10 protein-coding genes are annotated in these 13,708 nt (G+C 69.7%); 5 read left to right on the forward strand and 5 right to left on the reverse strand.

The window, feature by feature from the left end; all coding sequences use genetic code 11:
- Window positions 1-7: 7 nt before the first annotated feature.
- The 4 genes from nuoL to ALI22I_RS41440 are packed head-to-tail and all read left to right on the forward strand — an operon-like array spanning window position 8 to window position 6,097.
- The gene (nuoL, locus tag ALI22I_RS41425; protein WP_443217013.1) at window positions 8-1,942 is read left to right on the forward strand and encodes an NADH-quinone oxidoreductase subunit L; all 1,935 of its coding nucleotides are present in this window, start codon (window positions 8-10) and stop codon (window positions 1,940-1,942) included.
- Window positions 1,939-3,501 carry an NADH-quinone oxidoreductase subunit M gene (locus ALI22I_RS41430; RefSeq protein ID WP_077010979.1) on the forward strand — a complete coding sequence of 521 codons (1,563 nt, stop codon included), beginning with the start codon at window positions 1,939-1,941 and terminating at the stop codon, window positions 3,499-3,501. Before nuoL ends, ALI22I_RS41430 begins: the two co-directional genes overlap by 4 nt.
- A 1-nt stretch (window position 3,502) precedes the next feature.
- Complete coding sequence (gene nuoN, locus ALI22I_RS41435; protein WP_077010980.1) at window positions 3,503-5,074, forward strand: NADH-quinone oxidoreductase subunit NuoN; 1,572 nt, start codon at window positions 3,503-3,505, stop codon at window positions 5,072-5,074.
- A gap of 21 nt (window positions 5,075-5,095) precedes the next feature.
- Entirely contained in the window at window positions 5,096-6,097 is a 1,002-nt protein-coding gene (locus ALI22I_RS41440; protein ID WP_077010981.1) for a polyprenyl synthetase family protein, read from the forward strand.
- A 200-nt stretch (window positions 6,098-6,297) separates the two neighbouring features.
- Here ALI22I_RS41440 and rarD read toward each other — a convergent pair whose 3' ends face one another.
- Together rarD and ALI22I_RS55785 are read right to left on the reverse strand one after the other, a co-directional pair.
- On the reverse strand, window positions 6,298-7,164 hold the full coding sequence (gene rarD / locus ALI22I_RS41445) for an EamA family transporter RarD (RefSeq protein ID WP_238598805.1): 867 nt from the start codon (window positions 7,162-7,164) through the stop codon (window positions 6,298-6,300).
- A gap of 1,079 nt (window positions 7,165-8,243) precedes the next feature.
- Entirely contained in the window at window positions 8,244-8,756 is a 513-nt protein-coding gene (locus ALI22I_RS55785) for a pentapeptide repeat-containing protein (RefSeq protein WP_083752413.1), read from the reverse strand.
- On the opposite strand from ALI22I_RS55785, the gene ALI22I_RS55790 reads away from it, so the two are divergent.
- Window positions 8,746-9,672 (forward strand): sunset domain-containing protein, encoded by a 927-nt coding sequence (locus ALI22I_RS55790; RefSeq protein WP_443217021.1) that lies wholly within the window; start codon window positions 8,746-8,748, stop codon window positions 9,670-9,672. The genes ALI22I_RS55785 and ALI22I_RS55790 overlap by 11 nt on opposite strands.
- 99 nt (window positions 9,673-9,771) lie before the next feature.
- Here the strand turns inward: ALI22I_RS55790 and ALI22I_RS41455 are convergent, their stop codons facing one another.
- From ALI22I_RS41455 to ALI22I_RS41465, 3 genes are all read right to left on the reverse strand, one after another.
- Window positions 9,772-10,827 (reverse strand): 2-oxoacid:ferredoxin oxidoreductase subunit beta, encoded by a 1,056-nt coding sequence (locus ALI22I_RS41455; RefSeq protein ID WP_077010982.1) that lies wholly within the window; start codon window positions 10,825-10,827, stop codon window positions 9,772-9,774.
- Window positions 10,824-12,725, reverse strand: coding sequence for a 2-oxoacid:acceptor oxidoreductase subunit alpha (locus tag ALI22I_RS41460; RefSeq protein WP_077010983.1), 1,902 nt, complete (start codon window positions 12,723-12,725; stop codon window positions 10,824-10,826). The genes ALI22I_RS41455 and ALI22I_RS41460 overlap by 4 nt, the downstream gene beginning before the upstream one ends.
- Window positions 12,726-12,943: 218 nt before the next feature.
- Window positions 12,944-13,705, reverse strand: a complete 762-nt coding sequence (locus ALI22I_RS41465) for an enoyl-CoA hydratase (protein WP_077010984.1) — start codon at window positions 13,703-13,705, stop codon at window positions 12,944-12,946.
- Window positions 13,706-13,708: the final 3 nt, after the last annotated feature.

A 13,708-nucleotide genomic window follows, 5' to 3' on the forward strand; every position in this document is an offset into this window, starting at 1 on the left:
GTCGACGGTGACGGAACCTGTTGCCGCCAGCGGGATCGGCGGTCTCGCCTGGTTGTTGCTCGCTTTGCCCGCCTTCGGCGCGCTCGTGCTGCTCGTGGGTGGCAAGCGCACCGACAAGTGGGGCCACCTGCTGGGCTGCGCGACCGTGATCGCGGCGTTCGCGTACGGCGTGGCGCTGTTCTTCTCCACCCTGGGCATGAGCCCGGAGGAGCGGACCAGCGAGGTGCACCTGTTCGACTGGGTGCCGGTGGCCGCGCTGGACGTGGAGTTCGGACTGCGCCTGGACCCGCTGTCGCTGACGTTCGTGCTGCTGATCACCGGTGTCGGGTCGCTGATCCACATCTACTCGATCGGCTACATGGCGCACGAGGCCGGGCGGCGGAAGTTCTTCGCCTACCTGAACCTCTTCGTCGCCGCGATGCTGCTGCTGGTGCTCGGCAACGGCTTCGTGACGCTGTACTTCGGCTGGGAGGGCGTCGGTCTCGCGTCCTACCTGCTCATCGGCTGGTACCAGCACAAGCCGGAGGCGGCGTCGGCCGCGAAGAAGGCGTTCCTGATGAACCGGGTCGGTGACCTGGGTCTGGCGATCGCCATCTTCATGATGTTCAACACGCTGGGCACCACCCAGTTCACCGAGGTGTTCGCCCGCGTCGGCGAGTTCTCCTCGGCCGAGGTGCTGGCCATCACGCTGCTGCTGCTCCTGGGCGCGTGCGGCAAGTCCGGCCAGTTCCCGTTGCAGGCGTGGTTGCCCGACGCGATGGCCGGCCCGACCCCGGTCTCCGCCCTGATCCACGCGGCGACGATGGTCACCGCCGGCGTCTACCTGATCGCCCGGTCGAACCCGATCTACAACCTGTCGGCCGACGGCCGGCTGGTCGTGATGATCATCGGCGGGCTGACGCTGCTGATCGGCTGCATCATCGGCTGCGCCTACGACGACTTCAAGAAGGTGCTGGCCTACTCGACGGTCAGCCAGATCGGCTACATGATCCTGGCCGTAGGCCTCGGACCGGTCGGTTACGCGCTGGGCATCATGCACCTGCTCACGCACGGCTTCTTCAAGGCCGGGCTGTTCCTCGGCGCCGGTTCGGTCATGCACGGCATGAACGACGAGGGCGATATCCGGCGGATGGGCGGGCTGGCCCGCAAGATGCCGATCACCTTCGTCACCTGGGGCCTGGGCTACCTGGCCCTGATCGGCTTCCCGTTCCTGTCCGGCTACTTCTCCAAGGACGCCATCATCGCGGCGGCGTTCAGCGAGCCGGGTTGGCGCGGTTGGGTGTTCGGCGGTGTGGCCGCGCTGGGTGCGGGCATCACCGCGTTCTACATGACGCGCCTGCTGTTCCTGGTGTTCCTGGGCAAGCCGCGCTGGACGGACCTGAAGTCCGCCGACGGCCGCGAGTACCACCCGCACGAGTCCGGCCTGTCGATGACGGTGCCGATGATCCTGCTGGCGGTCGGGTCGGTCGGCGCGGGTTGGTTCCTGGAGTCGAACCACAACCTCTCGGGTTGGCTGGCGCCGTCGCTGGGCGAGTTGCAGGAGCAGCACGGGGTGCTGGACCACAGCGTGGTCAACTACCTGGTGCTCGGCCTGTCGGCGCTCGGCGTGCTGATCGCCTACCTGATCTTCGGCCGCCGGCCCCAGCCGGTGGAACGCCCGGTGCGGGTGTCGTTCCCGGTCCGCGCCGCGCGCGCCGACCTGTACGGCAACACGCTGAACGAGGCGCTGTTCGCGCGGCCGGGCACCTGGCTCACCCGCGCGCTGGTGTTCGTGGACAACAAGGGCGTCGACGGCCTGGTGAACGGGTCGGCGGCGCTGCTGGGCGGTAGCTCGGGCCGGCTGCGCAGGTTGCAGACCGGGTTCGTGCGCTCGTACGCGCTCTCCATGCTCCTGGGTGCGGTCTTCGTCCTGGGCGCGCTGCTGATGGTGAGGTTCTCGTGAGCTGGACGCTGATCGCGCTGCTCCTGCTGCCGCTGGTCGGCAGCCTGGTGGTGGCGTTCCTGCGGGGCAACGACCGGTTGGCCAAGACGGTCGCGCTGGCGTTCTCCCTGGTGGAGCTGGCGCTGGCGGTGCTGGCGTGGACGGCGTTCGACCCGGGCGGCGAGCGCTTGCAGCTCACCAGCTCGGCCGACTGGATCCCCGCCTTCGGCGTGCACCTGTCGTTCGGTGTGGACGGCATCGCGCTGGTGATGATCGCGCTGATCGCCTTCCTGGTGCCGGTCGTCATCGGCGGCTCGTGGGCGGACAAGCTGCCCGAGGGCCGCAGCGCGGGCGGGTTCTTCGCGCTGCTGCTGGCCATGCAGACCGGCATGGTCGGTGTCTTCGCGGCCACCGACGTGTTCGTGTTCTACGTGTTCTTCGAGGCCGTGCTGGTCCCGATGTACTTCCTGATCGGCCGCTTCGGCGGACCGAACCGGCAGTACGCGGCGATGAAGTTCTTCCTGTACTCGCTGCTCGGCGGCCTGATCATGCTGGCCTCGGTGATCGGCCTGTACGTGGTGAGCGCGGACAAGCTCGGCCAGGGCACGTTCGACTGGGCCACGCTGGTCACCGTGACGCGGGACCTGCCGCTGTCCACCCAGATCTGGCTGTTCCTCGGCTTCTTCATCGCGTTCGCGATCAAGGCGCCGCTGGTGCCGCTGCACACCTGGCTGCCCGACGCCGGTGCGGAAGCGCCGGTCGGCGCGGGCGTGCTGCTGGTCGGCATCCTGGACAAGATCGGCACGTTCGGCTTCCTGCGCTACTGCCTGCCGCTGTTCCCGGCGGCCAGCAAGGAACTCGCGCCCGTCGTGCTGGTCCTGGCCGTCGTCGGCATCCTGTACGGCTCGCTGCTCGCGGTCGGCCAGTCCGACATGAAGCGGTTCGTCGCCTACACCTCGATCGCGCACTTCGGTTTCATCGCGCTGGGCATCTTCGCGTTCAGCTCGCAGGCCGGTACCGGCGCGGTGCTCTACATGGTCAACCACGGCATCTCCACCGGCATGCTGTTCCTGGTCGTCGGCATGGTGATGGCCCGCGGCGGGTCGCGCCTGATCGAGGACTACGGCGGCATGGCCAAGCTGACCCCGGTGCTGGGCGGGCTGTTCTTCGTGGCCGGTCTGTCGTCGCTGGCGCTGCCGGGCACCAACTCGTTCGTGAGCGAGTTCCTGGTGCTCATCGGCTCCTACCCGAACGCGCCGGTCTACACGATCCTGGCCGCCGTGGGCATGGTGCTGGCCGCGCTGTACGTCCTGTGGCTGTACCAGCGCGTGTTCCAGGGCCCGGTGCGCGGCACCGCGTTGATCGACGCGGTCGGCGGTCCCGGTGCGGCAGTCGACCCGGAGAAGGCGTCGGTGCCGGACCTGAACAAGCGCGAACTGGCCGTGCTCGCGCCGCTGGTGGCACTGATCCTGGTGCTCGGCTTCTACCCGAAGCCGGTGTTGGACGTGATCACCCCGTCCGTCGGGGCGACGCTCAGCGAGGTCGGGGTGGCCGACCCGGTCGCGCAGGAAGGCAAGTGACGTGACGACGTTCCTCTCGCAGACCGTGGAACGGCTGCAAGCCCCGGAGATCGACTACTGGGCCGTCGCACCGTTGCTGATCGTGCTCGGCGCGGCCTGCCTCAGCGTGCTGTTCGAGGCGTTCCTGCCGAAGGCCGTGCGGTGGGCGGCGCAGGTCCTGCTGACCTTCTTCACGCTGCTCGGCGCCGGCTTCGCGCTGCTGACGTACGCGGTCGCCGAGGAGACCCTCGAACAGGGCAAGCTGACCCTGGCGGGCACCATCGCGGTGGACCGGCCGGTGATCTTCCTGTGGGCCACCCTGCTGATGCTCGGCCTCGGTTCGGTGCTGCTCATCGCGGACCGGTCCGTCGAACCGGGCGGCGCGTTCGTGGCGGACGCCTCGATCCTGCCCGGCTCGGGCGGCGTCCGGGAGCAGTTGATCCGGCGGGAGATGCAGACCGAGGTCTTCCCGCTGACGCTGTTCGCGCTCGGCGGCATGATGACCTTCGTCGCGGCGAACGACCTGCTCACCATGTTCATCGCGCTGGAAGTGCTGTCGCTGCCGCTGTACCTGATGGCGGGTCTGGCCCGCCGTCGCCGCCTGCTGTCGCAGGAAGCCGCCGTGAAGTACTTCCTGCTCGGCGCGTTCGCGTCGGCGTTCTTCCTGTACGGCGTGGCGCTGCTGTACGGCTTCGCGGGCTCGGTGAAGCTGGCCGACATCGCGAACGCCACCACCGCCACGGACCGCTCCGACACGCTGCTCTACGCGGGCTTCGGCCTGCTGATCGTGGGTCTGCTGTTCAAGGCCTCCGTCGGCCCGTTCCACGCGTGGACGCCCGACGTCTACCAGGGCTCGCCCACGCCGGTGACGGCGTTCATGGCGGCGTGCACGAAGGTCGCCGCGTTCGGCGGCATCCTGCGCGTGCTCTACGGCGCGTTCGAGCGGTCGAGCTGGGAGTGGAGCGGCGTCCTGTGGGGCGTGGCCATCGCGTCCATGGTGATCGGCGCGGTCCTCGGGCTCACCCAGACCGACGTGAAGCGGATGATCGCGTACTCGTCGGTGGCGCACGCGGGGTTCCTGCTGATCGGCGCCATCTCGCTGAACGACGCGGGCCTGTCCGGCACGATGTTCTACCTGATGGCCTACGGCTTCACCACGATCGCCGCGTTCGGCGTGGTCAGCCTGGTCCGCAACGCCGACGGCGAGGCCACCCACCTGTCCCAGTGGGCCGGTCTGGCCAAGCGGTCGCCGCTGGCGGCGGCCGTGTTCACCTTCCTGCTGCTGGCTCTCGCGGGTCTGCCGCTGACCAGCGGGTTCGTCGGCAAGTTCGCGGTGTTCGCGGCGGCCATCGAAGCCGGCATGACGCCGCTGGTGGTGATCGCCCTGGTGGCTTCGGCGGTGGCGGCGTTCTTCTACCTGCGGGTGATCGTGCTGATGTACTTCAGCGAGCCCGCGGTGGACGGCCCGACGGTGAGCGTGCCCGGCGCGTTCACCACGATCGCGATCACCCTGGGTGCGGCGGTCACGCTCGTGCTCGGCGTTTACCCGCCTGATGTCCTCGAATGGGCGGGGGCAGGCGTATTCATCTTCTAGTGGTACGTAGGCTCTGTAGCCGTGACCAGTAGCGAGCGGGCGGGGGCGGGGTTCCGGTTTGCGGACCCCGTGCTCGCGGAGGTGGTTCAGGACGGCCTGGCCGAGGTGGAAGAGCTGCTGCACAAGGCCGTGCACAGCGAGTTCCACCCGGTGATGGAGACGTCCTTGCACCTGGTGTCCGCGGGCGGCAAGCGCATCCGCCCGCTGTTCACCATCCTGTCCGCCCAGTTCGGCGGCACGTGGGACCGGGACAGCGTGATCAAGGCGGCGGCGGTCGTCGAGCTGACCCACCTCGCCACGCTCTACCACGACGACGTCATGGACGAGGCCACCATGCGCCGCGGCGCGGAGTCGGCCAACGCGAAGTGGGACAACAGCATCGCGATCCTGACCGGCGACTACCTGTTCGCGCACGCGTCGGCGCTGGTCGCGGACCTGGGCACGGGGGCGGCGAGGATCATCGCGGAGACGTTCTCCGAGCTGGTGACCGGGCAGATGCGCGAGACGATGGGGCCGCGTGACGGGGAGAACCCGGTCGCGCACTACCTGACCACGATCGCGGAGAAGACCGGTTCGCTGATCGCCACCGCGGCCCGGTTCGGCGCGATGTTCTCCGACGTGACGCCGGAGCAGGTCGAGGCGCTGCACACGTACGGCAAGATCATCGGGGCGGCGTTCCAGATCTCGGACGACGTGATCGACATCGCGTCACCGTCGGAGGAGTCCGGCAAGACACCCGGCACGGACCTGCGCGAGGGCGTGAAGACCCTCCCCATGCTGTACGCGCTGGAGGACGAGCCGAACTCCCGGCTGGCGAAGCTCCTGGCCGCCCCGATCACCGACGACGCCGAGGTCCACGAGGCCCTGGACCTCCTCCGCGCGTCCACCGGCCTGGCCCGAGCCCGCCGAACCCTCGACGACTACGCCACCCGCGCCCGCGCCACCCTCCGCGTACTCCCCTCCGGCACCGCCCGCGACGCGCTGGAGTCCGTCAGCGAGTACGTAGTAACCCGCTCCCACTAACCCCCGCGTGTCCAACGTTGCGAACGCGCGTGTCCAACCTCCAGAACGCGCGTGTCCAACGTTGGGAACGCGCGTGTCCAACGTTCCGGTACCCCGAGTTGAACACTCAGGTCGTCGGCTCCTGTTCTGAGCGTTCAACTCGGGTGTTCTGAACGTTGGACACGCGTGACGCGAACGTTGGACACGCGCGGTTTCGACGGTTAGGTGAGGTCGGCTACGACGGGGACGCGGCGGCGGGTGCGGACGGCGTCGATGGTGAAGATGGCCAGGGCGATCCAGACCAGGGCGAAGCCGAACCAGCGGGACGCGGGCATCGGTTCGTGCATCACGAACACGCCCCAGCCGAACTGGAGCACGGGGGCCAGGTACTGGAGCATGCCCATGGTCACCAGCGGCACGAGTCGGGCGCCTGCGCCGAACAAGATGAGCGGGATCGCGGTGACCAGGCCGGTCGAGGCCATGATCAGCGCGTGGCCCCAGCCGTGCGACACGAACGTCCCGGCCGGGCCCAGCCAGATCAGGTAACCCACCGCGACCGGAGCCAGCACCAGGCTCTCCGCGGTCAGGCTGGCCGTCGCCTCCAGCGGCACCGTCTTCTTCAGCAGCCCGTAGAAGCCGAAAGAACAGGCCAGGGCCAGCGAGATCCACGGCAGCCTGCCGTAGTCCACGGCCAGCACCACGACGGCGGTCACCGCGATGGCGAGGGCGGCGTACTGCGGCAGGCGCAAACGTTCACGCAGCACGAACACCCCGAGCAGCACGCTCACCAGGGGGTTGATGAAGTAGCCGAGCGCGGCCTCCACGACGTGCCCGGTGTTGACCGCGTGGATGTAGACGCCCCAGTTGACCGCGATCAGCACGGACGCCGCCGTCACCATCGCCCAGCCCCGCCCGGACAGCCGGCGGATGCCAGCCCACCGGCCGAGCACCGCGGTGATGATCGCCATCACGACCAGTGACCACGCGATCCGGTGCGCCAGGATCTCCACCGACCCGGCCGGCTGCAGCAACGGCCAGTAAGCGGGCACGATGCCCCAGAGGAAGTAGGCGCCGGCGCCGAAAGCCACTCCCCGGTTCGGGCGGTTAACTTCCGTCGAAACAGTGGAGGAGTTAGTCAACGGCGGCACAAGAGGCTACTCTACGCCAGCCATTTTGGCTGGTCAGTTGCTCCGAGTGGCCTATTATCGAACCCTGGTCACAGGTCCGGCCGGCCCCACGCGCTGGACCCGTCGGTCAGGGTAGTTTTGCACCGCTCCCCAACCGGGTGAAGATTCGGAAGCGGAGCGTGTCGGGGTGTGTGACAAGCAGCAGTGGGAGGGTCTCCCGTGAGTTCGCTCTTCGGGCAGGTGTGGCTGTGGAGCCTGCTGTCCTTCGTGGCAGGCGTCGCACTCACCTGGCTGGTCCTGGTGCGTCCGGCGAAGCGCGAGCTGGAAGACCTTGAGGAACGCCTCCTCGCATCTCCGCGGCCCGCGCCTCAGGCTTCCGCGGCCAGTTCGGTCGGGCTCAAGTCGCAACCGCGCGACGAGTTCGACAACTGGCACGTCGAGGCGTCCCGTTCGTTGGCGGACGACGTGCTCACGCCGGAACGCACGCGGTTCGAGGCTCCTCTTGAGCCGACCCGCTACGAGTCCTCCGGTTTCGAGTCCTCGGGCCACGAGTCTTCCGTCGAGGCGCCGCGCTACGACATGTCGAACATCAAGCTCGACGAGCGCGACTCGCTGCTGGAGGAGTTGGACGACGAGCACCGGCCGTTGTCGGACTTCGAGGAGCAGCACGACTTCCCGGAGTTCGAGGCCGAGCCGCCGCGCCGCATGTTCGACCGGCTGTCGCCCGAGGCCGGTCACGACACCCGGGAGACGCTGGAGCCGAGGCCCCGGTCGCTGGTGGAGCAGTCCCGGCCACCGTTGGAGCCGCCGCCGTTCAAGCCGTCGCCCCGGCCGCGCCAGTACACGCCCGACGACGAGCCGGAGCTGCCCGCCGAGGCGACGCAACTCATGCCGGTCGTGCCGCCGACGCCGGTCGCCGAGGTCGCGCCGCCGCAGGAGGAGCCGACCGCCCCGCCGGAGGTCCAGGTCTTCCAGCCGCGCGAGGTGTGGCGCGAGGAGCCCGTCCAGGAGGTCTACGACGAGGACGAGGTCGCGGGCGGTCACGAGGAGGAGGACGAGCCGGAACGCCGGCCCGCGTCCGCCGAGGAGACCGCGCTCATCCCGGCGACCGCGTTGGCCCAGGCCATCGCCGAGGTGGACAACGAGCAGCGCCGTCCGGCCGAGCCCGAGACCGAGCCCGAGCAGGAGCCCCAGGTCTGGTCCGAGGAGCGCCGACGTCCGGCCGAGCCGGAGCCGCAGGTCTGGCCCGAGCACGACCTGACCGGCCACTTCTCGCCCGTCGACGTCGAGTCGACACGCGGTGAGCTGTCCGAGCGGACGGCCGAGGCATCCCGCAGCGAGGCGCTCCGTAGTGAGGCCGCCCGAAGCGAGGCATTCCACAGCGAGATCTCCCGCAATGAGGCCTCCCGGAGCGATGTACTCCGGAGCGATGCATCCCGTAACGAGGCCTCGCGAGGCGAGGCACCGCCGCGCAGCGAGGTGTCTCGGAGTGATGAGCCCTCGAACGACCTGTTCAGGAACGACGGACCTCGGACCGAGGTCATGAGCGCCATCGTCGATTCCCCGCCGGTGGAGTCGAAGCCTGAGATCGTCGAGCCGACCGCGCTCGCCGAGCCCGTTGCCGAGCCCGTTGCCGCGCCCGAGCCGCCGCGTGCGCCCGAGCCCGCGGTCGTCGAGCCGGTCGCGCCCGCCGAGCCCGAGGTGAAGGCCCCGGCGCCGGTGGAGCCCCCGGCCTTCGAGCCGACGTTCGTCCAGCCCTCGTCCCAGCCGGTCAAGCCCCAGCCGGTCGAACCCAAGGCCGCCGAGCCCAAGCCCGCCGAGGTCAAGCCCGCAGAGGCCAAGCCCGTCGAGCCGAAGCCCGCAGAGGCCAAGGTCGAGCCGAAGAAGGACGAGCCCACACGGCCGCGCAGCCTGTTCGAGCCGCTGCTGGACACGGACGAGGAGCCGGAGCCCGAGCAGACCCGGCCGACCCCGCCGCCCGCGTCCGGCAACGACCAGCCGTTCGTGCCCACGCTCTCGCCCGAACTGCTGGCCGGCAACCCCACCCCGCTGACCGCGAACGGCCTGCCGCAGCGCCCCACCCGTCCGACGGGCTCGCCGCGCACGCCTTCCCCCGCACCGCTCTCGCCGAAGCCGGCCACGCCGCCACCACCGCCACCGCTTCCGGTGCGCCCGCGCCCGGTCGGGTTCAGCCCGAGCACCGGTGGCCGGCCTGCCGCCGCGTCCGGCAACAGCCCCCGCTACCAGGGCCAACAGGAGGGCTTCAACCCGCGCTCGCCGTTCGGCCCCGGTTCGGTGCTGCCGAAGTCCGACGGCCTGGCGCCCGCGCCGGAGTTCCAGGTCAAGGCGACCCTGACCGGCCGCCGATACTTCACCAACGAGTCGGCGAACTTCCGCGAGACCCGCGCCGACGTCTGGTTCCGCACCACCTCGGACGCCGAGAAGGCCGGCTTCCGCCAAGCCCCGTAAAGGCCGCTCACCACAGCTTCCCTGGGGAGGGAAAGCGCGAGGACCCCCTGTTCCGGGAGGCGGAACAGGGGGTCCTCCGTCGTGCGGGGCGTAACCGGACTAGCCGGCCACGGTCCAGGTGTCCTTGCCGTGCAGCAGCGCGCTGAGGTCGGCGGGCTTGGCTGCCTTGGCCTGTTCCACCTGCTCACGCGCCGCGTCGTCGTACGTGGTGCGCGCGGTGTTGCGGAACACGCCGGTGACGGTGTGCTGGAGGTCCTGCGTGGACAGCCGCGACAGCGCGAAGGCCAGGTTCAGGTCCTCCGCGTCGTGCACGACGATGTCCTCCGCCGCGACGTCCGCGGTCTTGGCCACGGCCAGGCCGAAGCCCGCCCGCACCACCGCGTAGTCACCGCCGCCGAACGTGATCGGCTGCCCGTGCACCACGTTGATGATCCGCCGGGACGCCTCCTCGGCGTCCTTGAGCACGTCGAACGCGCCGTCGTTGAAGATCGGGCAGTTCTGGTAGATCTCCACCAGCGCCGACCCGCGGTGCTCGGCGGCCTGCCGCAGCACCTCGGTCAGCCCCGCCCGGTCCGAGTCGACCGCGCGGCCGACGAACGTGGCCTCCGCGCCCAGCGCCAGCGACACCGGGTTGAACGGGTGGTCGAGCGACCCGAGCGGCGTGGACTTGGTGACCTTGCCCTCCTCGGAGGTCGGCGAGTACTGGCCCTTGGTCAGGCCGTAGATCCGGTTGTTGAACAGCAGGATCTTGAGGTTCACGTTGCGGCGCAGCGTGTGGATCAGGTGGTTGCCGCCGATGGACAGCGCGTCGCCGTCACCGGTCACCACCCACACCGACAGGTCCGGCCGGGCCACCGCCAGGCCGGTCGCGATGGCCGGCGCGCGCCCGTGGATGGAGTGCATCCCGTAGGTGTTCATGTAGTACGGGAACCGCGACGAGCAGCCGATCCCCGAGACGAACACGATGTTCTCGCGCTTGAGGCCCAGCGTGGGCAGGAAGGACTGCACGGCGTTGAGCACCACGTAGTCGCCGCAGCCGGGGCACCAGCGCACTTCCTGGTCCGACTTGTAGTCCTTGGCCTTCTGCGGCTCGTCCGTGGTGGGCACGCCGACAAGACCCCCCACGGTCGGCAGACCCAGTTCCGTCGCCGTCATTCGGACACTCCCTTGATCACATCGGCGAGCACGTCCTGAAGTTCCTCGGCCTTGAACGGCAGGCCCTGCACCTTCGTGTAGCTCATCGCGTCGACCAGGTACTTGGCGCGCAGCAGCATCGCCAACTGGCCGAGGTTCATCTCCGGCACGACGACCCGGTCGTACCGACTGATGACGGCGCCCAGGTTCTTCGGGAACGGGTTGAGGTGCCGCAGGTGCGCGTGCGCCACCGGCATCCCCAGCTTGCGCACCCGGCGCGCGGCGGCGCCGATCGGGCCGTAGGACGAGCCCCAGCCGATGACCAGGACGCGCGCCTCGCCGGACGGGTCGTCCACCACGACGTCCGGCACCTCGATGCCGTCGATCTTGCGCTGCCGCAGCCGCACCATGTGGTCGTGGTTGGCCGGGTCGTAGGAGATGTTGCCGGTGCCGTCGGCCTTCTCCAGACCGCCGATGCGGTGCTGGAGGCCGGGCGTGCCGGGCACCGCCCACGGTCGGGCCAGCGTCTCCGGGTCGCGCAGGTAGGGCCAGAACGTGCCGTCCGGCGCGTTGGGCTCTGTGGCGAACGTCACGGACAGGTCGGGCAGGTCCTCGACGTCCGGGATCAGCCACGGTTCGGAGCCGTTCGCGATCGCGCCGTCGGACAGCAGCAGCACCGGCGTCCGGTAGACCAGCGCGATGCGCGCAGCCTCCATCGCGGCGTCGAAGCAGTCCGCGGGCGACTGCGGGGCGACGACCGGCACCGGCGACTCGCCGTTGCGGCCGAACATCGCCTGGAGCAGGTCGGCCTGCTCGGTCTTGGTCGGCAGACCGGTGGACGGGCCGCCGCGCTGCACGTCGATGACGATCAGCGGCAGCTCGGTCATCACGCCCAGGCCGATGGTCTCCGACTTGAGCGCGAGCCCGGGACCGGACGTCGAGGTGATGCCGAGCGCGCCGCCGTACGAGGCGCCCAGCGCCGCGCCGATGCCCGCGATCTCGTCCTCGGCCTGCAGCGTGGTGATGCCGAAGTTCTTGTGCTTGGACAGCTCGTGCAGGATGTCCGACGCCGGGGTGATCGGGTACGTGCCGAGCACCACGGGCAGCCCGGACTGCTGACCGGCCGCGACGATGCCGTAGGCGAGCGCCGTGTTGCCGGTGATCTGCCGGTAGGTGCCCTGGTTGAGCTTGGCCGGCGCGACCTCGTAGGTGACCGCGAAGGACTCGGTGGTCTCGCCGTAGTTCCAGCCCGCCCGGAACGCCAGCACGTTGGCCTCGGCGATGTCCGGCTTCTTGGCGAACTTCTCGCGCAGGAACCGTTCCGTGCCCTCGGTCGGCCGGTGGTACATCCAGGACAGCAGGCCCAGGGCGAACATGTTCTTCGCCCGTTCCGCGTCCTTCTTGCCCAGGCCGGTGTTCTCCAGGGCGCCGATGGTCAGCGTGGCCATCGCGACCTTGTGCACCTGGTAGGTCTCGGTGAGGGAGTTGTCCTCCAGGGGGTCGGCCGCGTAGCCGACCTTCACCAGGTTGCGCTTGGTGAACTCGTCGGTGTTGACGATCAGGATCCCGCCCTTGGGCAGGTCCTCGATGTTCGCCTTGAGCGCCGCCGGGTTCATCGCCACCAGCACGTCGGGGCGGTCGCCGGGGGTGAGGATGTCGTAGTCGGCGAAGTGCAGCTGGAAGCTGGACACGCCCGGCAGGGTGCCCTGAGGCGCCCGGATCTCGGCCGGGAAGTTCGGCTGGGTGGCGAGGTCGTTGCCGAACGCGGCAGCCTCGGAGGTGAACCGGTCACCCGTGAGCTGCATGCCGTCGCCGGAGTCGCCGGCGAACCGGATCACCACGCGGTCGAGCTTGCGGACGGTGCCCGGTTGTTCTGGCGAGCCGGCTGGCGCGGCGCCGTTACCCACGTCGGTAGTCATGTCCTACGCCAATCCCTTTCCTCACACCCGCTATGGGGCTTGTGCCCCTCCCCCATCGCGAGGGTAGTCGTGCCCGTCGCGGTGCCGGTTTCCCCCGTACCACTCTGCGGGACAATTCGTCCCACCAGGTGCGCAGGTCGTCAACTGAGCAGTAATGTGGTAGTACCGTCCGGTAACTGTTACCGGAAGTTACATGTACTGCCGGTCGTCTGTCCAGGTCACTCCCGGCTGCTGATCTGCGCCTTCATGGCCGCCAGCTTCGCCTGGAACTCCGGTGTTGCGATGGAGGCGGCCTGCGGCGTCAGTTCGATGTCCACGGCCTGGGCGTGGTCGGCCAGGCGGGCGGTCGTGCGCATGGACGCCTTGGTGGTGCGGACCAGTTCGCGCGACGCTCCGGCCGAACGGCGCGCGAACCCGATCGCGGAGGCGACCAGTTCGTCGTGCCCGCCGTCGACCCGTTCCCAGGCCAGGCCGTGGGATACCGCCGCGTCGGCGCCCAAAACCTCGCCGAACAGCGTCATCGCGGCCGCGGTCTGCGGACCGACGAGCCGTTGCAGCATCCACGTCATCCCGCCGCCGGGGTGGATGCCCAGCTGGAGGAACCGCGCGTCGAACCGCGCCCGGGCGTTGACGATGCGCACGTCGCACGCGAGCGCCAGGTTGAGCCCCGCGCCGACCGCCGCGCCGCCGACGGCCGCGATCGTCGGCAGCGTGCAGCCCGCCACCGCCAGGAACCCGGCGTAGATGCGCCGCAGGCTCTCTTCACGAGCCTCGCCCAAGGCCGTCAGATCCGCGCCCGCGCAGAACGCCGGCGGAGCGCCCGTGACCACGACCGCGTGGACGTCCTCGTCGTCTTCACAGCTCTTGACGGCTTCGACGAGCTGGTCGGAGAGGTCGAGCGTGAGCGCGTTGCGGCGTTCGGGGTCGTGCACGGTGATGACCGCCACGCGGTCGGAGCGGTCCAGGAGCACTTCGGCCATGCG

This window comes from Saccharothrix sp. ALI-22-I, from assembly GCF_001984175.1.
Taxonomy (GTDB): domain Bacteria; phylum Actinomycetota; class Actinomycetes; order Mycobacteriales; family Pseudonocardiaceae; genus Actinosynnema.

Coding starts and splice junctions, on each gene's coding strand:
- ALI22I_RS55790 (WP_443217021.1), top strand. CDS start 8,746: ATGAGCGCCATCGTCGATTCCCCGCCGGTGGAGTCGAAGCCTGAGATC.
- ALI22I_RS55785 (WP_083752413.1), bottom strand. CDS start 8,756: ATGGCGCTCATGACCTCGGTCCGAGGTCCGTCGTTCCTGAACAGGTCG.
- ALI22I_RS41455 (WP_077010982.1), bottom strand. CDS start 10,827: ATGACGGCGACGGAACTGGGTCTGCCGACCGTGGGGGGTCTTGTCGGC.
- ALI22I_RS41460 (WP_077010983.1), bottom strand. CDS start 12,725: ATGACTACCGACGTGGGTAACGGCGCCGCGCCAGCCGGCTCGCCAGAA.
- ALI22I_RS41465 (WP_077010984.1), bottom strand. CDS start 13,705: ATGGCCGAAGTGCTCCTGGACCGCTCCGACCGCGTGGCGGTCATCACC.